Raw genomic sequence first — 22,637 nt, forward strand, 5'->3', positions numbered from 1 at the left:
GTTAACGATTCCTCAAGAACGTTAACCGGTAAACGATCTGATCGTCAAGGAGTGTGCCGATGTCCGAGTTCCTGGAGTTGCACAGCAAGACGTCCAAGCTGCTGCGCGCCGCGGCGGACGCCGCCGTACAACGCCATGGGCTGCGGCTCGGGCAGGATCACCTGCTGGCCGCGTTGTGGGCCCAGGACGGTCGTACGCCGGGTGAGATCGCCGCGGCGGTCAACGTCACCACACCCGCCGTCACCAAACTCGCCACCCGTCTCGCGGAGTCGGGTCTGCTCGAGCGGCGCCCCGATGGGCACGACAACCGCCTTGTCCGCCTCTGGCTGACACCGGCCGGCCGAGCCCTGCAGAAGCCGATCGAGGCCGAACGCCAGTCCCTCGAGGACCGCATCACCGCGACCCTCACAAAGACCGAGCGCGCCCAACTGATCAAGGCCCTGACGAAGATCCAGCAGGTGCTGGTGTCAGACCTCGCGTGAGCCGGAGCGATGCGTCTCGTTCGCATCCATGCGATACGCCAGTCGGGGGTCCACAGCCCCGCCGGTGCTACCCGCTCCACCCGCGGCGCCGGTCGGCGCGTCGGCCGCCGAGGCGACGCCCGATGATGCGGCCGCCTGTGCGGTCCGGAGGTCGACTGCCGCCGCCGGGATCGGCTCACTCGTTGGCGCCGGTGGATGCGCAAGCCGCTCGACAGCCTCGAGGCCGGCTCGAGCGGTCTCGGTGCCGATCATTCGAGCCTCGAGCAGAGTCTGGTCGAACGCCCGCGGCGGCAGTCCCGAGTGTCCGTTCAGGTCCTGGGCGGCAACGGCGTCGATCTCCAGGGCACGCTGCTCCATCGCCTGCTGGATGCTGGTGATCGCGTTCTCGTGCTGCTCGGGAGGGATCTGGGCCTGCGCCTCCGGCGACGACCTGAAGACAGCAGTCGCGGCAGTTCGCAGCGGCGAGTTCTGTGGCCCAGGGCCGTACGACGTCGACAGCATGGTCCGGGCGATGTCCGCTGCGGGACGGTGATCGCCGAGGTGGTCGCCGATGGTCTCGCTGAAGCCGGCTGCCGCGGCCTGGCGCAGGCGGTCGCGGAGGTCGGCGGGCTCGGGCTCGCCGGCTGTCCGCTGGTCGAGGATCCCCTGGGAGGCGTGCGGGACCTGGCTGGCCGCGATCATGTTGTCCACATCCTGAACGGCCACCTGCCGGGCCAGTCCGCGGACGAGTGCCTGATGCCGGGAGTCCCCGGCGTACGCATCGGCCATGGCATCACAGATGGCGCCTCGATCCTGGGCATCGCTCGAGCCGTTGAACCGGCCGGCGTTGTCCTTCATCGGACGCCCGGTGTGCGCCTGCACCATCGTGGACATGCGGTCCCACCATTGCCCCCGGACCGACGCCGCTCGCTCGGCGGCGGACTTGAACCCGAAGGCCACTTCGTTCTCCTCAGTGCCGATGGCAACAATCCGGGCCCGATCGTACGGCAGCGATGGGCGACTGCCCGGTCGGCGTACGCTGGAGATATGGCGAACGCACCGGAGTGCCCCGTCTGCGGGCAGCAAGGAGTGCCGATCCTCTACGGCCTCCCGACCCGGGTCGCCCAGGAGGCGGCGGCGGCCGGCAAGGTACGCCTGTTCGGCTGCGTCGTACCGTCCCAGCCGGATCAGTGGATCTGCCCGCAATCACACACCTGGCAGGCAGATGACGACGCCGTCCTGATCGCCGCCATCGACGCTGCCATGAAGAGGTCCTGAGAGCTAGATCACGAGCCGGGACGTCACAAGCGCCTGGGGCGGTCGTGTCCTGGAATGCGGTGACCACCCATAGGGGGTGGTCCGAGCATTCCGGAGAACGACGTGCGACACCTCATCACCCTGATCGCCGCTGCTATGGCGGTGACCGGCCTGGCCGCGCCGGCGCAGGCGGCCGATTGCGACGTGCAATGCCAACTGGATCTGCAGCACCAGAACGCCGTACCGCGGACGTCGTTCTACGACCCGCCCGCTCCGTTGCCTTGGGCACCGCCCGGCGCCGTGATCCGGAAGCAGGCGACGACCGACTACACCGTCGGACCGGCGACCCGGATCATGTACCACTCGCGGACGTCGGCCGGCCGTGATGTGGCCGCGACAGCCGTTGTCCTCGTGCCGGCGGGCAAGGCGCCAGCCGGTGGTTGGCCGGTCGTCGTCGACGCGCACGGCTCGAGTGGGATCGGCGTACCGTGTGCGCCGTCGCTGATGAAGGACCTCTACCACGGCAACCAGATGATGGCCTTCGTCAGCCGTGGCTTCGCCGTCGTCGCGCCCGACTATGCGGGCCTCGGCACCGACGGCAGGCCTGAGCTCGTCAACAAGACCGCGGAATCCAGCGATGTCATCTACGCCCAGCAGGCCGCCCGCCGCGTGCGGCCGGACCTGTCCCAGCGGTGGGTCGTGTGGGGCCACTCGCAGGGTGGCGGTGCGGCGATGGGTGTCGCCGAGCGGCAGCGACTGCACCCGCAACCCGGGTACCTCGGCGCCGTGCTCACGTCGCCGGTAGCCGACCTGTCCGAGGTCGTCGACCACGTCGCCGCGACTCCCGGGTACGGTGCCTTCGCGGCGATGATTGCCCAGGGCGCGCATTTCAGCGACCCGAGGATCCAGCCCGAGAGGCTGCTCAGCCCCGAGGCCTACGCCCGGATCGGCATCACCGCGGTCGGTTGCCTGAACGCGGCGTTCACGGCGTACGCCGACCTGACCGGGCCGCAGCTGGTCACGCCGGCGTACTCGACTGATCCGGCCTTCCGGAACTACCTGCGGGTCAACTCGGCCGGGACCGAGAAGCTCGGCGGACCGATCCTGCTGCTCCAGGGCGAGGCCGACACCGTCGTTCCCGTCGGGGTGACCGACCAGATCGCGAAGGACCAATGCCGGCTCGGGACACGACTCACGTACAAGACGTACCCCCGCCTCGAGCACGACACCTACCCGTGGGTGCAGGGCATCGACGACGGCGCCATGCCAGACATCCTCGCCTGGACCGCCGACCGCTTCGCCGGACGCGCTGCTGCGACGTCCTGCACCCGGTGACCTCTGCTAGCTAGCCGGCCTGATGTTCTGGTTCAGATGGAACAGGTTCGTCGGGTCGTAGGTGTTCTTGATGCTGACGAGCCGTTCGTAGGTCGCCGCCGGGTAGGACGCCCGGACGATGTCCTCGTTGGTCTCGCCGGTGAAGTTCACGTACGACGCCGCGCTCGGCCCGAGCGAATTCCCGGCTGAGCGAGCCCACTCGACGGCACCGTCGTACCCGGCCGCGTCCTCGCTCCGGGCGACGACGTTGAGGATGAACTCGCGGTCGCGCGTGCCGAACGCCGTCGCATCGGCCGGAACCCTGCCCATCGCACCCCCGAGGTGGTGGACGTGGAGCTCCGACAGACCATTCGGTACTGCGGAATGCGCGGCGACGAGCGCGTCGACGGTCGTCGGACCGAGGTCGCCGAAGAACGCCGACCGGAAGTAGTTCCGCAGACCGCGCGGGAACAGCGGATCGAGCAGCGTCTGCATCGCGTTGTACGGCATCGGTCCGAACAGATCGGCAACAACCGGTGCGAGTTCGCGGAACGGCCGGGTCGCGGCGTCGCCCGCTTCCGGCTGCCCGGACCACATCCCCAGTACGGCGACGATCGGCTTGCCGTGGACCTCCTCCGGTAGGAACGGCAACGGCGGCGCGGTCGTCAGGTTGATCGCCAGGGACAGGTCGTCCGGGGCGCCTGCGGCCGCAGTACCGAAGCCACGCAGTACGTCGGCAGCGCGATCGCCGGGGTAGAAGACGAGGCCCGCGAAGACGGTCGGACCGACTTCATAAGCCTTGAACTCGAAGGATGTGACGACACCGAAGTTGCCGCCGCCGCCCCGCAATGCCCACAGCAGCTCGGGGTTTTCGGTCTCACTCGTGTGCAGGTACCGGCCGTCCGCGGTGACGATGTCGGCCCCGATGAGGTTGTCGCAGGCCAGGCCTGCCTTGCGGACGAGCCAGCCGATCCCGCCGCCGAGCGTGAAGCCGGCGACACCGGTGGTCGACACCAACCCACCGGTGACCGCCAGCCCGAAGGCCTGCGCCTCCGCGTCGACGTCGCCCCACGTGCATCCACCCTGCGCGACGATCTGCCGTCGATCGGGATCGATCCGCACCGAGTTCATCGGCGACAGGTCGATGACGATGCCGCCGTCGGTGGTCGAGAAACCGGGGATGCTGTGACCGCCGCCCCGAACGGCCAACGTCAACCCCTCGCTCCGGGCGAACTCCACGGCCCGGATGACGTCGGCCACCCCCTTGCACCGGACGATCAGCGCCGGCTTCTTGTCATGCGCGGCGTTCCAGATCGACCGCGCATCGTCGTACGACGGGTCCGCCGGGCGGATCAGCTCGCCACGAAGTCCTTCGGCAAGTTCACCGAGGGTGGCCTCCCCGAGCGTGTCCTGCCGTGCTTGCGTCGTTGTCATTTCCACTCCCGATTCGTTCCCCATGCCAGGACGTTTCCCGGCCCGGTAACGACATTAGGAACGGCCTCTTCGCAATGACTTAGCGTGACTTAGCGGCGCATGAGCAGGGCGGCGCGCGGCGTACCGATGCGGCAACCCAGGCGGGTGAAGAGCTCCAATGCCGCCGGAGCGTGCCGGTCCACGACCTCAGTGTCACCGTCCTCGACGGCGAGCTCGGCCGCGAGCAGCCGCGTCCACGCCTCGAGTCGCAGATATCCCTGCGGGTGAAAGGCTTCGACCGCCTGTTCGGTCAGGATCCGTGCGGTACGGCGCTCTCCGGCGTACAACTCGACGACTGCCAGGTTCAGCAGAGCGCCGCCCGCCGCAGGGGCATCGTCGACCGCCTCTCCGCGATCGAGGGCCGCGCGCGTGAGCCGTCGTCCTGTCCCGGGGTCTCCGGCCGCCGCGGCGAGCAGGCCGAGGTTGGCGAGCGTCAGGCTCTCGCCTCGGCGATCTCCCAGCTGCTCACGGATCCGGAGCGCCTCGCGCAGGTGCTTCTCGGCCGGACCGAACAGTCCCTGGTCACGTTCGATGCAGCCGAGGTGGTTCAGCGCGTGGCCGAGCCCGGACGCATCGTCGATCCCGGTGAAGGTGTCGACGGACCGCCGTACTGCGTCCTGTGCCGCGTCGAGGTTTCGCGTCAGGCGGTGGGCGTCGGCTAGGCCGGACAGCGCGTAGCCGGTGCCTTGGACGGCTCCGACCCGTCGGCCGATCAGGAAGGTCTCCTCGAACACCGGAATCCACGAGCCGTCGATCGGTGCGAGCGGCAGGCACATCGTGACCGCGGGGAAGAACCGGTTCGTGTTCGGGTCGATCTGCGCGAGTCGCCGCAGGCACTCTTCGAAGCGCTCCTGCGCGAGTTCGGCGTTCTCGCGGAACAGAGCGGTCATCGCGCCCAGGCCTTGGGCCGCTGCGGCGAGGGGCTCCGCTCCGAGGGAGTCGGCTGCCGCGAGCGAGTCCACCGCGGTCTGTTCGATCTCGTCGAGATCGCCGCTCCCGAGCAGCAGCGTGCCGCGCAGTACCCGGGTAGTCACGAGATCGACCTGGTCCCCGGACTGATAGGCAACGGCGACTGCCTCGTCGCCTAGTCGGGGCAGCCGGTCAGCCAGCCCGCTCCGGGCGAGCAGGATCGCCAGCGCGAAGATGGCGCGCGCTCGTTCGCGGGACGGTTCGACCGCGACGTCGAGAACCCGTTCGAGCCAGCCCGCACCTTCGGAGAAGTGCCCTCGTGCCAACCAGTACGGCGAAAGGCTGAGCCCCAGCAGCAAGGCCCGCTCGTGATCGTGGCGGAGCGCCCAGTTGAGCGCGGCGCGGAGGTTGTCGTGGTCGGCGTCGAGCAACTGCGGGCGTTCGACGACGACGCCGGCCCGCTCGGGATCCTCGTCGGCCGCGAGCTCCAGGAAGTGTCTGCAGTGCGCCGCGTCCATCGCCGCGGCCTCGTGCGCCGCGACCAGACGCTCGCGCGCGAACTGGCGAATGGTGTCCAGCAGTCTGTAGCGGGAACGCTGCCCGTCGTGGTCGACCAGCAGCAGCGACTTGTCGACGAGGCGGCCGAGGATGTCCAGAACGTCTGAGCCTGGCAGCCATTCGTCGGCGCAGACCTGCTCGGCGGATCGGAGCGAGAAGCTGCCGGAGAAGACCGCGAGCCGGCGCAGCAGCACCTGCTCGTCGTCCTCCAGCAAGGCATGGCTCCACTCGAGGGTCGCTCTCAGCGTCGCGTGGCGGGTGACCTCACCGGGACGGCCGAGCAGCGAAAGCGCCTCGCCCAGACGCGCGGCGATCTCTGCAGCCTCCAGGTGCGAGGCGCGTGCAGCGGCCAGCTCCAGAGCGAGTGGAATGCCGTCGAGGCAACGACAGATCTCTACGACGGCGGTGGCGTTCGTCGCGTCGAGGACGAAGCCGGGCCGGACGTCTTGGGCTCGATCGACGAAGAGCCGTACTGACGACAGTGTGCGGAGTCGGTCCAGTGCATCCGTTGGCTCGGGAAGCTCGAGAGACGGTACGCGGAACGTCACCTCGCCCGGCGCATGCAGGGGTTCGCGGCTGGTCGCGAGGAGGCTGACGCCGGGGCAGCTTCGGCGTACTGCGCTTGCCAGTCCGGCGCAGGCGGCGAGGAGATGTTCGCAGTTGTCCAGTACTAGAAGGAGATTGCGGGGCGCGAGTCGGGTGATCAGGGTGCGGGTCGAGTCGGAGCCGGCGGCGGGGTCCAGGCCTAGTGCGGCTGCGACAGAGTCGGCGACGAGGTGCGGATCGGCTACGGGCACGAGGTCGGCGATCCAGACGCCGTCGGCGTACGAGTCGACCAGCCGGCGCGCGGCCTCCTCCGCGAGGCGGGTCTTGCCGGCGCCGCCGACGCCGGTGAGGGTGACCAGGCGTCCCTGTTCCATCAGGCGGTGGACGTCCGCGATCTCGCGCTCACGGCCGACGAAACTCGTCAGCGCCGGCGCGAGGTTGTGCCGCGGTTGCTTTTCGGCGGTGATGGTGCCAGTGAGCAGTTCTTGGTACAGGCGTTGGGTGTCCGGGTCGGGATCGGTGCCGTACGCAGTACGCAGGTCGCTTCTCAGACGCTCGTACTGCGCCAACGCCTCCGACGAACGGCCCGTCGCCGCAAGCCGTCGCATCAGGCTTCGGACGCCGTGCTCGTGCAGCGGATCGATGGCGAGTGCGCGCGTCAGGGCGTCGAGCGCCTCGGACTCATGCCCGTCCGCGGCGGCCGCGTCCGCGAAGTCGACGAGCAGGTTGCCGAAGGTCGCGCGGAGCTCCTCACGCGGCCGGACCGCCCAATCCTCGAATCTGTCCTCCGGCAGCAGATCGCCTGTGTACGCAGCGACTGCGGCGCGGAGGTCGGCCAGGTCACCGCTGGTCCGACCCAGCGCGGCCAGCCGTTCGAACGTGCGTACGTCGACCTCGACGAGGCCGTCCGCGAGCAGCACCACGAAGTCGTCGCGCAACTCCAAGAGGCCGTTGCTCGGTTCGTCACCCGCGAGTGCCCGCCGTCCGACGTGTAGGGCTTGGTGGAGATTGTTGACCGCCGACGTCGACGGCCGGTCCGGCCAGAGCGCCTCGAGCAGTACGTCGCGATGCAGCCGCTGATCGCGCGTCAACGCGAGCAGCTTGACCAGCGTCCGCGCCTTCCGCAGCCGCCACGCCGTCGGATCGACGGATCGCCCCTCGCGATCGACAGCGAAACCACCGAGCAGTTGGATCCGCACCTTCACCCTCCCCCCACGATCGTAGGCCCCACCTTCGGCGAGGATGGGCGGATGAGCCAGCGGTGGAACCACAACATCCACTACCACCCGCGCATCCTGGGTGCCGTCCCGCGTGGCGCGTCGTCCGCGCTCGACATCGGCTGCGGCGAGGGCATGCTGGCCCGCGAGCTGCGGCGCGTCGTACCAGCCGTCACCGGCATCGACCTCGATGCGCCGAGCCTCGAGTTGGCGCGTGGGTACGACGACGACATCGCGTATGTGCACGGGGACTTCCTGGAGTACCCGTTGGCGTCGTACGACGTGGTCGCCTCCGTCGCCACGCTGCACCACGTCGACGCCCGCGCAGGTCTGCTGCGGATGAGCTCGCTGGTGCGACCGGGCGGGGTGCTGGCGGTCGTCGGTCTAGCTCGCGCGACGCTGCCCCGCGACGCGCCGTCCGAACTCGCCGCTGCCGCCGTAGGCACCGCCCACCGCGTCATAAAGGGCCACTGGCAACACCCATCCCCCATCGTCTGGCCACCACCCGTCACCTACCCCGACATGCAGGCCCTAGCCGCCGACCTCCTCCCCGGCGCGACCTACCGCCGCCACCTCCTCTACCGCTACTCAATCCTCTGGACCCGCCCCCATGCCTGAAATCGTCACCCCAGACGCGGCGCTGCTGGCCCGCGCCGTCCAAACCTTCATGAACCGCGACGCCGACCCGTCCTACCTAGCTTCCCCGGCACGCTGACCTTCGTGGCAACTGATTCTGAGGAGATAGCCGGTTGGTGCTGGGGCTACCACCTACCCCGCCCCGACGGCACCTCAATGCTCTACCTCCACCAGCTGGAGGTAGCCAAACCCCACCAAGGCCAGGGCATCGGCCGAGCCCTCCTCACCACCTTCATGACCGCCGGCAAGGCGGATGGCGCCACCAAGATGTTCCTGACCACCGGCGCTGACAACACGCCGGCCCGTGCCCTGTACGACTCGGTCGGAGGCGGCCTGGCTGCCCAAGGCCCCACCGTGAACTACTGGTTCTTGCTGTAGGCGCTGCTTAGCCTGTGGTTGTGGAGAAGAAGTGGGGACACGATCCAGAGGCGAGTGAGTGGTTGCCGTTGGACATCACGGGGGAGGCGCTGGCCAACGAAGAGATGGATCGGATTCGCACGCAACTGGCGCCCTTGTCGGCGTACGACGGTGGCATGCTGTGGGACTCCGAAACCGCAACCCTGACGATCCAGATGACCACCGAGGACGCCCTCCAACAGGCCCGCCTCCTGCTGCTGGTCACGAGTCCGACCTGGTTGCGCGTCCTGTTCATCCAGGTCCAGTACTCCGCCGACGAACTCAGCGAACTCGCCACCCGACTCCTTGAACACCAGACCAGCTGGATCGGTGTCTCAGCCCTCAGCGGTGGCGTCGACCACCGCGCCAACCGCCTGATCCTGATCCTCGACCGCAACCATCCCGACGCCCCCACCATCATCCAAGCCGTCACCAATCTCAACGACCCAAGAATCAACCTCGACGTCTACTCCTAGAGCTTCGCGCCGATTAGTTGGTAGATGTCGTCGTGGGCGCCGGGGAGATCGTCGTGGCCGAAGTCGGGGTAGAGGCGGGTTTCTTTCACCGACTTGAGTTTGTTGTAGACGGCGAACTGGGTGGAGGGCGGGCAGACCTGGTCCTCCAGGCCTACGAAGAGGGTTACCTCGGCCTGGATGCGCGGGGCCAGGTTCTGTACGTCGATGTAGCCCAGCGTCGTGAACACCTCGTCCTGCCGCAGGTGCCTGGGGTCGCGCTTGCGGAACCACGTGACGATCTCGTCGTACGGGCCGGTCTCGAGGTTCAAATCCCACGTCCGTTGGTAGTCGCACAGGAACGGGAACACGCTCGCCGTGTACTTGATCGACGGTGTCAGCGCGGCCGCCACCAGCGACAACCCACCGCCCTGGCTCCAACCGGTGGTCGCGATCCGCGAGGCGTCCACCTCCGGCAAACCGCCGATCAGGTCAGCCAGCCGCCGCGTGTCGAGGAAGATGTGCTTGTACAGCAACCCATCCGGCCCGGCGTCCAGCCCGTGCACCAGATGGTGCTGCAGCGAGAAGCTGTTGCCCTCCTGCGACGGAGTACGGAAGCCGACCTGCTCCCGCACATCCAGCGCCGCGACGGTGAACCCGCGAGCCGCGTAGGGCAGGAGCTCGACCCACTTCGGCTGCTCACCGCCGTACCCGTGGAAGAGCAGCACCGCCGGCCCGGTCGGCTCAGCAGGCCGCAGTACCTTCGCGTGGACCCGGTACCCGCCGGTCCCGGTGAAGTACAGGTGCTGCGCGGTCGCCGTGGTCAGCGGGAAGTCGGTCGCGTCCACGAACTCCGCGTCGGCAGGGACCTCGTCCAGGGACAACAGCGCCTTGTCCCAGAACTCGTCGAAGTCCGCGGGCCGCGGGTTCGTGCCCTGGTAGGTCAGTAGCTCGTCGTACGACAGCTCGAAGGAAAGCACCGGATCATTCTGCGCTGCCGGTGTCCTCCGGCACAGTCCCGTCCCAGATCGTGTACCCGTGCGCCGCGTTGAGCTTGTCGCGCAGCGTAGCCTCCAGCGACGGGACCTGCTTCGGCGCGAGCCAGGCCAGCGGCAGCAGGATCGGGTGGTCGGGCTGCTTGGTCCGCAGCACGATCGCCTCGCCGTGCGTGGTCTCCACCCGGCCGACCTCGGTGATGTCGGTCCACGGCGTCCGTACGCCGCGCACCTCGACGTCGGAGTCCCGCAGCCGCGCGACCTTCGGCGGCCGGGCCAGGATCCACAGACCGGCCAGCGTGATCACCCCGCCGAGCGAGACGAACACCGAGACCGCGACGGACGGCAGCCCCAGTGCCCACAGCACTGCGGCTACCCCGAGAATGATCAGCCCGGCGGCCAGGATCCCGAGGAACCGTCCCGACCGCATCCGGTACGTCGTACGCATCGACACAGGATCTCATCCGCCCGGGGTAATCACGTCAGAAGGATTCCGTCTCCGAGGACGACGCGTTGCCGAGCGGCGTCTTGGCCAGGCTGATCGTCCAGTTGTACGACCCGTCGAAGATGTCGTCGAACTTCTGGTACGAGCAGTTCTCGGTGAACCGGTTGTTCTTCGCGTCCCAGCTCGTGCCGGACTTGAAGTAGACCCAGTAGTCCTGGCTGCGGATCCCGTTCAGCGTCGCGGTCTTGTTGGCCCGGACGTAGATCGACGCCTGCGGCTGCCGCGGGTTGCTGCCGGCGATCACGATCACCACGTCGTCGCCGGCGTTCTTGATCTCGAGCGAGCCCGATCCGCGCGAACCGGACCGCTGGAACACGTCGCCGTTCTCGCCCCGGCCCGCGATCACGGCCGGCTGGGCGAGCTTGGGCGGCACCGACAGCGCGCCGAACTTCACGCCCCTGCCGATCGACTTCTGCACGCTCTGCGCGAGCTCGGAGTACGCGAACCGCAGGCCGCTCTTGGCTTCGTACAGCCGGACCTCCAGCGACTTCGGGAACCCGCAGCCGGTCTTCGTGCCGCCGGCCCGGGTCAGCTCGGTGCTCACGTCCCCGGCGTACGCGTCGAAAGCATCGAGTACGGCGGGATGCGCCGTCACCAGGCCTTTCGGCGGGGTGATCTTCGCCAGCTCGCTGCGCTCGATGACGACCGACTTCGCGAGCAGAGCCCGGGACGCGTCGAAGGCGGCGATCGTTTGCGCGTTCATCACCCGGGCGACGGACGGCTTGAGCACCTTCTCGACATTCGTCATCGCTCGCTGGTACATCGGCACCGAGAGCGCGACCGGGCTCGGAGTGGGCTTGGGCGCTGTCGACGCGGGCGGTGCGCTCGTCTTCGTCGTACCGCCGGCCGGTGGCGCGACACCCTTGTCCGGCTCACTGCTGCAGCCCGCACAGGCCAGAACTGCAGTTCCGACCACAACCGCCAGCGAACGCCTCACAGTCACCCCCAGGTGTGACTCGATCTCGTTGAGTCGTAATGATTCCGCCGCTGGGGTTCAACCAACCGAATTTGTCTCAGTTTCCGGTCTGGCTCGGGTTGTAGGCGCACGCGTCGTTCAGGTTCTCCGCCGTCCCCGGGGTGGTCGGGGTGGTCTTGGTCGGCGTCGGCTTCTTCGTCGTCCCGGAGGTCGGCTTCTTGGTCGGCTTCACCGTCGACGCTACCGGGTTGGCCTGCGCGGTGAGCGCCTTCTGGATGATCTCGCGCATCGCCGTGTAGTTCGGGTTCTGGCCGGTCGGGAAGTTCTTGTTCTTGTCCAGGTCGATGTTGGTGACCTTGGCGCTCTTCACCTTCAGCGCGAGCTGGATGAACGCCGGCAGGATCTCCTGCGGGATGTCGGTGCGGAGCAGTTGCTTGCCGGCCTTCGCGATCTGCTGGTACGACGTCACCAGCGCCTGCGGGTTCGCGCTGCTGACCAGCGCGTGGATCGTGCAGCGCTGCCGCTCCTGCCGCGACGGGTCGCTCAGCCCGTATCGGCCGCGGGCGAACCACAGCGCGTGGTACCCGTCGAGCTTCTGGTTCGGCCCCGGCTCGATGTAGCCGCTCGGCTTCTTCTCCGAGTTCGACCCCGGACCCTCGCCGTAGTCACCACCGATCGGCACCCGGTAGTTCACGTTCACCGTGATACCGCCCAGCGCGTCGATGATCTGCCGGAAACCAGCGAGGTTGACCTGCATGTAGTAGTCGATGTCCAGGCCGAGCGCCGCGCTCGCGGCCAACTTCACCACGTCGGCGCCCATGTTGTCGGTCTGACCCAGCACCCCGGGATGCGCCTTCGGGATGTTGTCGTACATCGAGTCCAGGTAGTACTCCGGCTGTTCGGCCGGACCGTTCGGGTCGTAGAACCCGTCCGGGTAGATCTTGTGCAGCGGGGAGTCCTCCGGGAACGGCATCCGCATCCAGTTCCGGCTCAGCGAGATCAGCGCCGTGTTACCGGTCTTGGTGTCGATACTTGCCACGATCACGGTGTCGGTGCGTACGCCGGTCCGGCCCGCGCCGTCGTCGGCGCCGAGCAGCAGCAGGTTCAGCCGTGGGGTCTTCGCCCACGGGTCGCTCGCGTTGGTCACCTTCGGCCGGGTCGCGCTCTTGGACTTGCCCTCGGACTGGAACACGCTGCCGACCAGGTCACGCTGCGCCATCACGGTCTGCGCCGCGACGGTCGTCGGTACGGCGATCCCGAAGCACAGCAGCCCGACGAACAGCGAGCCCGCCAGCCGGCCCGTATAGGTCATGCTGACCGGGCGGATCAACTTGTGCGACGCGACCACGACCCAGATCCACAGACCGCCGAGCAGTACGACGGCGCCGGTGGCGATCAGCAACTGCCGCGGCGACACCGCGAGCGCAAGGACCGAGTCGCGCTGCGTCAGACCGACGTACGCCGCGATCAGCAGCAGGCCGACGCTGATTGTCAGCACGAACGCACCGAGCTTCTTCCGGCCGCCCATCAACAGGCCGGAACCCGGCACCAGGGCGCTGAGCAGGGTGAGGCCGATCGCCTTCGAGGCCGTCCTGGCCCGATGCGAACGGGCCCGGGACCGGCTGGCACGAGGCGCTGCCCTCCGACCGGCTGCGCGAGTACTCCGCGACATGGCTCCGTTCCCTGATCGACGACGTGGCGACCCCTCCGTCGGCCGCCAGCAGCAGCCCACGGTACTTCAGACGCTCACAACACCAAGTTGGTTGACATGATGCTGGCGACCCCCGTCGATGCCGCCACAGTACAGGGGCCCTGGGCTACTTCCCCAACGTGCCGCCCCGACCACTCAGAGTGTCGACGCACCCGCTTTGCCGCCGAGCCGGTCGAGCAGATAGTCTTGGTCGTCGTCGTGTCCCCCCGCGTGGGGGAACGTCGGAGGAGGCGTCGCCTAGTCCGGTCGATGGCGCCCGCCTGCTAAGCGGGTTGAGGGTAAACCCCTCTCGCGAGTTCAAATCTCGCCGCCTCCGCTCTGGGAGCTCCCTGTCTGCAGAAAGCGCAGACGGGGAGCTCCGGCTTTTGTCCGGGGGTGCAACCCCCGGACCCCGCCCGGAGGGGCTTCGCCCCCCGGACCCCCCGGATTCCGTTCCTGGGCTGGAGCCCCTCGGGTTCTTGCGTGGCTGGGGTTTGCTGTTATTGGCCCTTTGCTTTTGCGATTTGCTCGACCGTCTGTGGGGTCATTGGTTCTGGCGAGATTATTAGGTGCTCTACGCCTAGTTTTTCGTAGGCTGTGATTGCTTCTGGTAGGGCTTTTACCGGGATTGCGTTGGGGCTTGGTTCGGCTGCTGGCTGGTCTGGGTCGCGGACGATGATTCCTGCGGTGGGAGTCACCGTCGTGCCTGCTGCCGCTGTTGCTTGGCGTAGGGCTTCTAGGCGTTCCTCGACCTTTTCGTTCGGGGTGCCGTACCAGGCTGTGTTGTACATGTCGGCCCATTGTGCGGTCAGGCGCATCATGCGGGGGCGGGCGCCGGCGACGAGAATGGGAATGCGGTGGGGTGGGGCTGGGTCCAGGTTTGCTTCGCGCACCTCGTAGTACGTGCCTTTGTAGGTCACCGTCTCTCCGCGCACCATTCGCGCGACGATTTCCAGCCATTCCTCGAAACGGCCTACGCGGTGATCTGTGGGCAAACCGAACGCTTCGTATTCGGGGTCGTGCCAGCCGGCGCCTACGCCGAGGATGAGTCTTCCGGCGGATACCTCGTCGAGGGTTGCGGCCATTTTGGCGGTTAGGCCGGGGTCTCGGAATGAGGCGCAGAGGACCATGTTTCCGAGTTCTACTCGGGAGGTGACTGCGGCTACTGCGGTCAGGAGGGTCCAGGACTCGTGCATGCCGTAGATCTGGTCCTGGGCGTCGCGGTAGAGGAAGTGGTCGGCGATCCAGACCGAGTCGAGGCCGCCTTGCTCGGCCGCCTCCGCCACTGCCCGGACGTCCTTCCAACCGGGCATCCCGCCGTCAGGACCGTCTCCTGCGCCGAGGGGGAGCATCACACCGATTTTCATGCCCATGGGCCTACGCCTCCGATTTTGGTGGGGGTGATGTGGGTCAGGTAGCCGGGCGGCGGTTCGGCCCCTGGGAAGAACTCGGCGTCGGGGCCGATGTAGGTCAGCGTGAGTGCCACCCGGCCGTCGCGGCGGATGTTCTTCACCTTCTGGTTGTTCGGGACGTGCGCGGCGATGATCTCGTCGCCGTCCAGACCGACCCAGATCACGGAGACCTGCGGGCTGCCGTCGGGGTTGATTGTCACCAGATGACCCAAGGCGTTCGACTCGAGGACGGCTCGCGCGGTCTCAGGGATTCGCATGGGGTCAACGTAGTTGGATCATGGCGGGATGAGGAGGCCGTATTTCGATCGGACTGCTGCGGGCGAGGTGCTGGCCGACGAGCTCGGGCCGGTCGCCGGTCCGGTCCTGGTGCTCGGGCTCGCGCGCGGCGGCGTACCGGTCGCGGCGCCGGTCGCGGACGCCCTCGGTGCGGAGCTCGACGTGCTGATCGTGCGCAAGCTGGGGTTGCCGGGGCAGCCGGAGCTGGCGATGGGCGCGATCGCGGGCGTCGGCGAGGAACTGCATGTCGTGCGCAACGAGCAGATCGCGCGGGACGTCGACGCGGCTGCGATGGAAGAGGTACGCCGGCGCGAGGTCCGGGAGCTGCGCCGGCGCGAATCGGCGTACCGCGGGGATCGGCCGCCGATCGACGTACGGGATCGGGTGGTGATCCTCGTCGACGACGGGCTGGCTACCGGCTCGACGATGCGGGCAGCGGTGGAAGCGGTACGACGCCAGCAGCCCGCGCGCGTGATCGTCGCCGTACCGGTGGGTGGTGTGGAGAGCTGCCGCCGGCTGGCGCGGATCGCTGATCAGGTGGTGTGCGTGTGGATCCCGCGGTACTTCAACGCGGTCGGGCAGGCGTACCGCGACTTCTCGTCGGTGAGCGACGACGAGGTCCGGCGGGTGCTGGCAGAAAGCACAGCGCGGCGCCCCGGCAGATAGCCGAGGCACCGCGCTGTCGGTCCGGCCGCCGGCTTCCGACTCGGCGGCCGAAGTCCCTACCCCAGCCGGGCCTTCAGGTTGTCGAGCTCGACCTTGAGCTCGGTCGGCACGGTGTCGCCGAGCTTGGCGAACCACTCCTCGATCAGCGGGATCTCGGCCTTCCACTCCTCGACGTCCACGTCGAGCGCGATCTCGAGGTCCTGCGCGGTCATGTCCAGCCCGGCGACGTCGAGCGCGTCCGCGGCCGGCACCCGGCCGATCGGCGTCTCGATCGCGTCGGCCTGGCCCTCGATCCGGTCGATGACCCACTTCAGCACGCGGCTGTTCTCACCGAAGCCCGGCCAGACGAACTTGCCCGCGTCGTCCTTGCGGAACCAGTTCACGTAGAAGATCTTCGGCAGCTGAGCAGCGTCGTGCTGCTTGCCGACGGTCAGCCAGTGGTCGAAGTACTGCCCGGCGTCGTACCCGAGGAACGGCAGCATCGCCATCGGGTCGCGCCGTACGACGCCGACCTGGCCGACCGCGGCCGCGGTGGTCTCGGACGACAGCGTCGCGCCCATGAACACCCCGTGCGCCCAGTCGCGCGACTCGGTCACCAGCGGGACCGTGGTGGCGCGGCGGCCGCCGAAGATGATCGCGGAGATCGGTACGCCGTTCGGGTCGTCGTACTCGTCGGCGATGATCGGGCACTGCTTGATCGGCGTGCAGAACCGGCTGTTCGGGTGGCTCGACAGCTCGCCGTTGCCCGGCGTCCACTCGCGGCCCTTCCAGTCGGTCAGGTGGTCCGGCGGGGTCGGCGAGTAGCCCTCCCACCAGACGTCGCCGTCGTCGGTGAGCGCGACGTTGGTGAAGACCGAGTTGCCCTTCTCGATCGTGCGCATCGCGTTCGGGTTCGTCTTCCAACCGGTGCCGGGGGCAACACCGAACAGCCCGAACTCCGGGTTCACGGCGTACAGCCGGCCGTCCTTGCCGAACCGCATCCAGGCGATGTCGTCGCCGAGCGTCTCGACCTCCCAGCCCTCCAGCGTCGGGTCGAGCATCGCCAGGTTGGTCTTGCCGCAGGCGCTCGGGAACGCGGCCGCGACGTAGTGGACCTTCTTCTCCGGCGAGATCAGCTTCAGGATCAGCATGTGCTCGGCCAGCCAGCCTTCGTCGCGGGCCATCGCGGACGCGATCCGCAGCGAGTAGCACTTCTTGCCAAGCAGCGAGTTGCCGCCGTACCCGGAACCGTAGGACCAGATCGCCCGCTCCTCGGGGAACTGGACGATGTACTTCTCGTCGTTGCACGGCCACGGCACGTCCTTCTGGCCCGGCTCGAGCGGTGCGCCGACCGAGTGCAGGCAGGGCACGTACGACGCGTCCTCGCCCAGCTTGTCCAGCACCTCGGCACCGGTGCGGCACATGATCCGCATCGACGCGACGACGTACGCCGAGTCGGTGATCTCGACACCGAACATCGGCTTCTCGGCCGTCAGCGGGCCCATGCAGAACGGGACGACGTACATCGTCCGGCCGCGCATCGAGCCGCGGTACAGCTCCGTCATCAGCGCCTTCATCTGCGCCGGGTCCATCCAGTTGTTGGTCGGACCGGCGTCCTTCTCCTCCGTGGAGCAGATGAAGGTGCGCTGCTCGACCCGCGCCACGTCACTCGGATCCGTGCGGACCCAGAACGAGTTCGGCTTCTTCTCCTCGTTCAGCCGGACCATGGTGCCGGCCGCGATCAGCTCGTTCGTCAGCGTGGCGTACTCCGCGTCCGACCCGTCGACCCAGTGGATCCGGTCGGGCTGCGTGAGCTCGGCTACCTCGGCCACCCAGTTGAGCAGGCCGGCGTGCTGCGTCGGGGCCGCCGTCAGGTCGTACGGCGTCGGACTTTCGCCGGGGAGGGAGTCCTTGGTGGCTGCTGAGGTGGCGGTCTCGGTATGGGTCGGGCTGGCGGTTGTCGTCATTCGCGGCTCATTCCCTCTCGGCTGTCGGGCCCGGCGACGTTCGGCCCCTCGACGCTGAAAGGCGGGCACGGCGTCCGGCCGCCGGGGTCTCCGGCGGTTCGATGCAGCTGGCTGGCGGTGTAGTCGCTCGCATACCAGTGCGTCCAGTGGGCGTATACCAGTGTGCAAGTGGTACTACGGTACGCGAACGACCCCGGGGCTGTGAACCGCCAGAACGTGAACCCGGTCACAAAGTTTTCGCGACAATCGCTTTCCGGTGGAGCTTGTGAAAATGAGAACGGCCCGCGCTGTTCGCGCGGGCCGTTCAGCAGATTTTGCGGTCGATCAACTGGTCTGCCGCCAGATGTCGTTGACGACCCGCTGGACATCCGGCGCCTCGGCCACCTGCCCGTAGACCATCGCGCCGACCAGCCACCACTGGCCGCCGCTCAGGAACGCGTGCGTCATCGTGATCGTGTACGGCGCCTTCGTCGACACCGTCAGCCAGGTCCGCGCGTCCTTCGCGGTCGCCGGCGCGGTCGTCTTGTAGATCTTCGTCCACAGCTGGTCGAACGAGGGCCGGTCGGCCAGGCACTGCGCCAGACTCACGCACGGGTGGAGCGCGACCTGTGCCTGGAACGAGTTCTTCAGGCCGTTCGCCGGGTCGTACTCGGACGCGGTGACGACCTTCCGCAGGATGAGCTGCGAGGACTCACCCAGCCGGATCACCTGCGGCGGCCGCGGCCAGCCGATCGCGAACGGCAGCTCGGCGTTCGCGACGACCTGGAGATCGGTGCCAGCGGCGTACGTCGCCCCGAACACGCCGGCTGATCCGTCGGGGCGTTTGTACGGCGCTGTCGTGACGATGTTGATCGGCGGGATCAGGACCTTGGCCGGGAACGCCTCCGGGCTGACCGCGGGCGCCGCGACCTCGACCGGGTCGTCCTTCTTCACGGCGCTGCCGATCGCGGAGCCGATCGAGTACGTGATGCTGAAGACGATCAGGACGACGACGGCCACGACGGCGTAGATCCAGGAGCCGATCTTGCGGCTGTACTGGCGGGCGACGTCGATCTTCGTGGGCTCGTCGGGTTGCTGTGGTGGTTGTTGTTGGTGTGGACGGTCGGCGTACGACGGGATGTTGTCTGCTTGCGGGAGGTCCGGCGGCATTGCGCCGTACCCGCTGAGTTGCTGGCGGATCGCCTGCAGGGAGACGTCGTCGTTCCCGATGATCCCGTCGAGCGGGTCGATCAGCCGCTCCGCGCCGGTCTGTCCGGGGATCAGCTGCGTGATCGCGTACGGGCGGCTCGAGTTGAAGTTGGCCGCCCAGAGCGGCGTCTCCTGCTGGCCCGGCACCAGCGCGGCGTCGCGGCTCGCGCGGCTCAGTCGCTCCACGACTGTCTCGTCGCGCGCGCCGTCCTCGCTCAGCACGAGCGCGATGACTTCCATGCCGGTGAACGTGCGGCCGTGCCACAACTCGGCGAGCGCGTGCTGGAGCAGTCGCTGATCCAGCTGGTAGCCCGGGATCTCCGGCGTACTCACTTGCTCTCCCAGATGGCGCGATCCGCCAGCGCCAACGCTGCCTTCTGCGCCACGCCCGCGTCCACCGGATTGGCTATGTAGTCCACCTGTACGACGATGTCCGCGCGCTGCACGAGTGTGTGCACAGCCCATGATTCGCCGGCCATGCCGCTGGGGGTCCGGCTGACCTTGGTCGGGTACGGCCTGTCCTCGTTGAGCGTCTTCATCGGCGATCGCGTGAAGACCTTCTTCGCGGTCTGTGTCGGCGTGAACGGCTTGTTCCCGGCGCCGGCATCCTGCCCGCCGTACGGCGTGATGCTGACCTTCACGCTCGCCGCGGTGTACGCGCGGGCCTTCGCCCGGGAGCTGCCCGCCTCGCAGGTGATCGTCGTACTCCCGACCTGCGTCATCGTCACCGGCCCACTCGATGCCTTAGGCAACAGGCTCGAGACGTCCCCGATCCGCGCACACAGATCCGCCGGCATCGTCCGCGCTTCGACGATGTCCGCAGGCGTCACCGGCTCGCCGACCGCCCACCCGATCCCCCCACCCGCAATCGCAGCCACCCCACACCCGATCGCCGTACCCCGCACCAGTCGACTACCCATGCCCGCGACCTTAACCACGCGGAGGTCCTCCCTAACCGATCAGGCAACCCCCCTTAGACGCAAACCCCCCTCGACCCGGTTCCCCGCGGGTCAGGTGGTGATGTTTCCCCACGCATGCGCTACGCGCGACTCCTTCGTCGCCGTGCTGGCGCGCACGCTCCCACCCACCCGGTGTTGCGCGCTGCCGCGCGGTGTGCGGCTGCCGCCGCGTCGACTACAGCATGGTGGGTTCTGCTGCTGGTCGGTGAGGTGGAGGTGGTGGGGTGGTCCCACGCGTGCGCTACGCGCGGCTCCTTCGTCGCCGTGCTGGGGCGCACGCTCCCACCCACCCGGTGTTGCGCGCTGCCGCGCGGTGTGCGGCTGCCGCCGCGTCGACTACAGGGTGAGGGGTCTGCTGCTGATGGGTGAGGTGGAGGTGGTGATGTGTCCCCACGCGTGCGCTACGCGCGGCTCCTTCGTCGCCGTGCTCCCGCGCACGCTCCCACCCACCCTGAGGTGTCTTGCGCGCTGCCGCGCGCGGTCTGCGGCTGCCGCCGCGTCGACTACAGCGTGATGGGTCTGCCGCTCATGGGTGAGCTGGAGGTGGTGGGTGTCTCTCCACACGTGCGCTACGCCGTGTGCGCTATCTCCGCGGCGCCCCGCCTGCTGGCGTGTACTCGTGATGGGCGAGCTGGCTGTGGCGGTGCTGCCGTCGCTCGTCCATCACCCGTCGATGGAGCCGCCCTCCGCACATGGTTGCCAATGGCACCCGACTGCGCGGGCTGCCTAACGGCGGGATCCGGCCGGCACACCCCGTCGTACGGAAACCTCACAAGCGCCCCGTCGTACGGGAACCTCACGCGGACCCCGGCGTACGCCCGACTAGCTCAGCAGCGTCTTGACCGAGCCGCCCGACTCGGTGAGCTTCGTGCCCAGCCCCTTCAGCGCATCCCCGACCGTGCCGAGGATGTCCGACAGGTCCTTCATGTTGCCGGCGAGGCTCTCGACCTCGGTCGCCACCGCGCCGATCTGCCCGCTCCCGTCGGTCAGCTTCTTCGCGGCCGCATCCCCGATCCCAGGGATCTTGTCCAGCTCACCGGCCAGCCCGGCCAGCATCCCGGACGCGTCCTTCAGCCGGTCCTTGGCCGAATTCATCGTGCCAGCGCTGCCGGTCAGCGCCTTCCGTGCGCCGCCTTCGCCGTCATCCCCGACCAGCGCTCCAGCAGCCTTCGCCGCCTGCTCGCCGGCCTCCGCCAGCCCGGTCCCGATCGTCTTCAGCAGCTCCGGCAGTTGCCCGATGAACCCGACCGCCCCATCCGGCAACCCCCGCACAAGCTCGAGCACCTTCTGGAAGTCGTCCGAGTTCTCCATCACGAACCCGACCGCCTTCTTCACGTCCCCGAGATCCCGCCCGCCCAGCAAATCCTCGATACCCATGCGCGGATCGTAGGGCTCACAACCCCCGCAGTACCCGACACCGCGCCGCCCTCCAGAGCCGATTGGCCTACACCCACCCCCTCCATGTATCGTTACTCGACGTTGTCCAGCGCTCGTAGCTCAACGGATAGAGCATCTGACTACGGATCAGAAGGTTGGGGGTTCGAATCCCTCCGAGCGCGCAAATCGAAGGCCCAGGATCAGTCCGCTGACCTGGGCTTTTGTGTTCCCCGGGACCTGCCAGAAGGGCGGCCCAACCACTCGGCCGTTCTTCCGGACCCCCACGCGCACCCCAACGTCACTCTTCGTCGTGCTCCCCGAATAGGAAGCCGAGTCTTCACCGCTCTTGTCGCTCTTGTCGTGTGCCACCTGATGTCTGACGATTCTGTGCCAGTTGATGGTTGACACCTCGTCTATGAAGTTGGGGTGGTATTTGCGTGGCCGCTGTCCTTTGGCGCTACGAGCCGGTTGGGTGGTGGTGCGGCGTGCGACCGTGGTGTCGACTCGGTCGTGCGTGTTCAAATGGCGATGGTCTGCCAAGAGCGCTGAGATCGTTCAGTTCTGCTCGATGACGATGAGGTAGCGAGCGGCGTGCGCCGTGGGCCGTCGAAGCCGTTGGCCTGGTGCAGGGCTGCGCTAGGTTGGTGCGGTATGAGCGAAGGCCAGCCGCTGACGGGTGGCAGTGTCACTGAGGGGATCGTGCGGATCGGGGATACTGTTCGGCGGCCGCTGCGGCCGTTCAGTCTGACTGTGCAGGGCTACCTGGGCCACCTGCGCGATGCCGGGTTCACCGGTGCGCCGCTCCCGCTTGGCGTCGATGAGCAGGGGCGCGAGGTGTTGTCGTTCGTCCCCGGCCAGGTGCATCGTCACCCGCTGCCGGCGGAGGCAGCAGGTGACGATGTCCTCGTCGACCTGGCCCGGCTTATCCGTGCGTTGCACGAGGCGTCGGCTGGGTGGGTGCCGCCACCCGGTGCGGTGTGGGGCGGGTCGCCCGCCGTCCAGGGAAAGCTCGTCGGGCGGGCCGAGCTGGTCAGCCACCGCGACTATGCCACGGGCAACGTGATCTTCCGCGACGGTCGGCCCGCCGCGCTGATCGACTTCGACCTCGCCAGGCCGACCACCCGGCTCTACGACATCGCGAACGCGCTGTGGTACTGGGCGCCGCTCAAATGGGGCGATCCCCGGGACCGGGCACCCGCGTTGGAGGACGCCGATATCCCGCACCGGATGGCCGTGTTCGCAGACGCCTACGGCATGACGGCGCGGCAACGCGCGGGGCTGACGCCCTTGGCCGTTGACATGGCGCGCCGCTATTACGAAGATTCCTCCGCCTCCGCCAAGCTGGACCCAGTGTTCCGCAAGCACTGGGAGGGCGGCGGCAGGGACGTGCTGCGGCGGGCCGAGGCGTGGCTGCGCGAGATGGCCCCGGCGATCGCCGCCCGCGTCGTCCAGCCGGGCTAGCTGCTGCCAGCGCCGCGGAAAGCGAGT

21 protein-coding genes and 2 tRNA genes are annotated in these 22,637 nt (G+C 68.2%); 10 read left to right on the top strand and 13 right to left on the bottom strand.

Annotated features, from left to right (window positions below):
* The first annotated feature begins 59 nt into the window (after positions 1 to 59).
* Complete coding sequence (locus tag ACQPYH_RS01485) at positions 60 to 482, top strand: MarR family winged helix-turn-helix transcriptional regulator (RefSeq protein WP_432885450.1); 423 nt, start codon at positions 60 to 62, stop codon at positions 480 to 482.
* On the opposite strand, the gene ACQPYH_RS01490 is transcribed toward ACQPYH_RS01485, so the two are convergent.
* Entirely contained in the window at positions 468 to 1,421 is a 954-nt protein-coding gene (locus tag ACQPYH_RS01490) for a hypothetical protein (RefSeq protein WP_432885452.1), read from the bottom strand. The two genes, ACQPYH_RS01485 and ACQPYH_RS01490, sit on opposite strands and share 15 nt — an antisense overlap.
* 87 nt (positions 1,422 to 1,508) lie before the next feature.
* On the opposite strand from ACQPYH_RS01490, the gene ACQPYH_RS01495 reads away from it, so the two are divergent.
* Complete coding sequence (locus ACQPYH_RS01495) at positions 1,509 to 1,739, top strand: hypothetical protein (protein WP_432885455.1); 231 nt, start codon at positions 1,509 to 1,511, stop codon at positions 1,737 to 1,739.
* Between the two features lie 102 nt (positions 1,740 to 1,841).
* Entirely contained in the window at positions 1,842 to 3,053 is a 1,212-nt protein-coding gene (locus tag ACQPYH_RS01500) for an alpha/beta hydrolase family protein (protein ID WP_432885458.1), read from the top strand.
* A 6-nt stretch (positions 3,054 to 3,059) separates the two neighbouring features.
* Here the strand turns inward: ACQPYH_RS01500 and ACQPYH_RS01505 are convergent, their stop codons facing one another.
* Both ACQPYH_RS01505 and ACQPYH_RS01510 read right to left on the bottom strand, forming a co-directional pair.
* Positions 3,060 to 4,466 (bottom strand): FAD-binding oxidoreductase, encoded by a 1,407-nt coding sequence (locus ACQPYH_RS01505; protein WP_432885460.1) that lies wholly within the window; start codon positions 4,464 to 4,466, stop codon positions 3,060 to 3,062.
* Between the two features lie 89 nt (positions 4,467 to 4,555).
* Positions 4,556 to 7,717 (bottom strand): BTAD domain-containing putative transcriptional regulator, encoded by a 3,162-nt coding sequence (locus ACQPYH_RS01510; protein ID WP_432885463.1) that lies wholly within the window; start codon positions 7,715 to 7,717, stop codon positions 4,556 to 4,558.
* Between the two features lie 51 nt (positions 7,718 to 7,768).
* Between ACQPYH_RS01510 and ACQPYH_RS01515 the strand changes: the two genes are divergently transcribed.
* The 3 genes from ACQPYH_RS01515 to ACQPYH_RS01525 all read left to right on the top strand — a co-directional run bounded on the left by ACQPYH_RS01515 (position 7,769) and on the right by ACQPYH_RS01525 (position 9,243).
* The gene (locus ACQPYH_RS01515) at positions 7,769 to 8,353 is read left to right on the top strand and encodes a class I SAM-dependent methyltransferase (RefSeq protein WP_432885466.1); all 585 of its coding nucleotides are present in this window, start codon (positions 7,769 to 7,771) and stop codon (positions 8,351 to 8,353) included.
* A 102-nt stretch (positions 8,354 to 8,455) separates the two neighbouring features.
* A complete protein-coding gene (locus ACQPYH_RS01520) occupies positions 8,456 to 8,749 on the top strand; it encodes a GNAT family N-acetyltransferase (protein ID WP_432885468.1) in 294 nt (97 codons plus the stop codon).
* A 20-nt stretch (positions 8,750 to 8,769) separates the two neighbouring features.
* Positions 8,770 to 9,243, top strand: coding sequence for a hypothetical protein (locus ACQPYH_RS01525; protein WP_432885471.1), 474 nt, complete (start codon positions 8,770 to 8,772; stop codon positions 9,241 to 9,243).
* On the opposite strand, the gene ACQPYH_RS01530 is transcribed toward ACQPYH_RS01525, so the two are convergent.
* The 4 genes from ACQPYH_RS01530 to ACQPYH_RS01545 all read right to left on the bottom strand — a co-directional run bounded on the left by ACQPYH_RS01530 (position 9,240) and on the right by ACQPYH_RS01545 (position 13,307).
* Entirely contained in the window at positions 9,240 to 10,199 is a 960-nt protein-coding gene (locus ACQPYH_RS01530) for an acetylxylan esterase (RefSeq protein WP_432885474.1), read from the bottom strand. The two genes, ACQPYH_RS01525 and ACQPYH_RS01530, sit on opposite strands and share 4 nt — an antisense overlap.
* Before the next feature lie 4 nt (positions 10,200 to 10,203).
* Positions 10,204 to 10,662, bottom strand: coding sequence for a hypothetical protein (locus tag ACQPYH_RS01535; protein ID WP_432885477.1), 459 nt, complete (start codon positions 10,660 to 10,662; stop codon positions 10,204 to 10,206).
* 34 nt (positions 10,663 to 10,696) lie between these two features.
* A complete protein-coding gene (locus ACQPYH_RS01540) occupies positions 10,697 to 11,635 on the bottom strand; it encodes a hypothetical protein (protein ID WP_432885480.1) in 939 nt (312 codons plus the stop codon).
* 97 nt (positions 11,636 to 11,732) lie between these two features.
* Positions 11,733 to 13,307 (bottom strand): LCP family protein, encoded by a 1,575-nt coding sequence (locus ACQPYH_RS01545; protein ID WP_432885483.1) that lies wholly within the window; start codon positions 13,305 to 13,307, stop codon positions 11,733 to 11,735.
* Positions 13,308 to 13,572: 265 nt separating this feature from the next.
* Here ACQPYH_RS01545 and ACQPYH_RS01550 point away from each other — a divergent pair.
* Positions 13,573 to 13,662, top strand: a tRNA-Ser gene (locus ACQPYH_RS01550).
* Positions 13,663 to 13,825: 163 nt separating this feature from the next.
* Here the strand turns inward: ACQPYH_RS01550 and ACQPYH_RS01555 are convergent.
* Together ACQPYH_RS01555 and ACQPYH_RS01560 are read right to left on the bottom strand one after the other, a co-directional pair.
* Positions 13,826 to 14,698 carry an LLM class flavin-dependent oxidoreductase gene (locus ACQPYH_RS01555; protein WP_432885486.1) on the bottom strand — a complete coding sequence of 291 codons (873 nt, stop codon included), beginning with the start codon at positions 14,696 to 14,698 and terminating at the stop codon, positions 13,826 to 13,828.
* Entirely contained in the window at positions 14,689 to 14,994 is a 306-nt protein-coding gene (locus ACQPYH_RS01560) for a pyridoxamine 5'-phosphate oxidase family protein (protein WP_432885489.1), read from the bottom strand. Before ACQPYH_RS01560 ends, ACQPYH_RS01555 begins: the two co-directional genes overlap by 10 nt.
* 28 nt (positions 14,995 to 15,022) lie before the next feature.
* Between ACQPYH_RS01560 and ACQPYH_RS01565 the strand changes: the two genes are divergently transcribed.
* Positions 15,023 to 15,679: a phosphoribosyltransferase gene (locus tag ACQPYH_RS01565; RefSeq protein WP_432885492.1), complete on the top strand. Its 657-nt coding sequence runs from the start codon at positions 15,023 to 15,025 to the stop codon at positions 15,677 to 15,679.
* Between the two features lie 56 nt (positions 15,680 to 15,735).
* On the opposite strand, the gene ACQPYH_RS01570 is transcribed toward ACQPYH_RS01565, so the two are convergent.
* The 4 genes from ACQPYH_RS01570 to ACQPYH_RS01585 all read right to left on the bottom strand — a co-directional run bounded on the left by ACQPYH_RS01570 (position 15,736) and on the right by ACQPYH_RS01585 (position 21,149).
* Positions 15,736 to 17,625 carry a phosphoenolpyruvate carboxykinase (GTP) gene (locus ACQPYH_RS01570; RefSeq protein WP_432885494.1) on the bottom strand — a complete coding sequence of 630 codons (1,890 nt, stop codon included), beginning with the start codon at positions 17,623 to 17,625 and terminating at the stop codon, positions 15,736 to 15,738.
* A 324-nt stretch (positions 17,626 to 17,949) separates the two neighbouring features.
* Positions 17,950 to 19,146, bottom strand: a complete 1,197-nt coding sequence (locus ACQPYH_RS01575; RefSeq protein ID WP_432885497.1) for a hypothetical protein — start codon at positions 19,144 to 19,146, stop codon at positions 17,950 to 17,952.
* The gene (locus ACQPYH_RS01580; protein WP_432885500.1) at positions 19,143 to 19,733 is read right to left on the bottom strand and encodes a hypothetical protein; all 591 of its coding nucleotides are present in this window, start codon (positions 19,731 to 19,733) and stop codon (positions 19,143 to 19,145) included. Before ACQPYH_RS01580 ends, ACQPYH_RS01575 begins: the two co-directional genes overlap by 4 nt.
* An 861-nt stretch (positions 19,734 to 20,594) precedes the next feature.
* The gene (locus ACQPYH_RS01585; RefSeq protein WP_432885503.1) at positions 20,595 to 21,149 is read right to left on the bottom strand and encodes a hypothetical protein; all 555 of its coding nucleotides are present in this window, start codon (positions 21,147 to 21,149) and stop codon (positions 20,595 to 20,597) included.
* Between the two features lie 109 nt (positions 21,150 to 21,258).
* Between ACQPYH_RS01585 and ACQPYH_RS01590 the strand changes: the two genes are divergently transcribed.
* Both ACQPYH_RS01590 and ACQPYH_RS01595 read left to right on the top strand, forming a co-directional pair.
* Positions 21,259 to 21,331 (top strand) — tRNA-Arg (locus ACQPYH_RS01590).
* Between the two features lie 517 nt (positions 21,332 to 21,848).
* Positions 21,849 to 22,610 (top strand): phosphotransferase enzyme family protein, encoded by a 762-nt coding sequence (locus ACQPYH_RS01595; RefSeq protein WP_432885505.1) that lies wholly within the window; start codon positions 21,849 to 21,851, stop codon positions 22,608 to 22,610.
* Positions 22,611 to 22,637: the final 27 nt, after the last annotated feature.

The sequence above is a fragment of the Kribbella sp. CA-245084 genome, from assembly GCF_050942355.1.
Taxonomy (GTDB): domain Bacteria; phylum Actinomycetota; class Actinomycetes; order Propionibacteriales; family Kribbellaceae; genus Kribbella.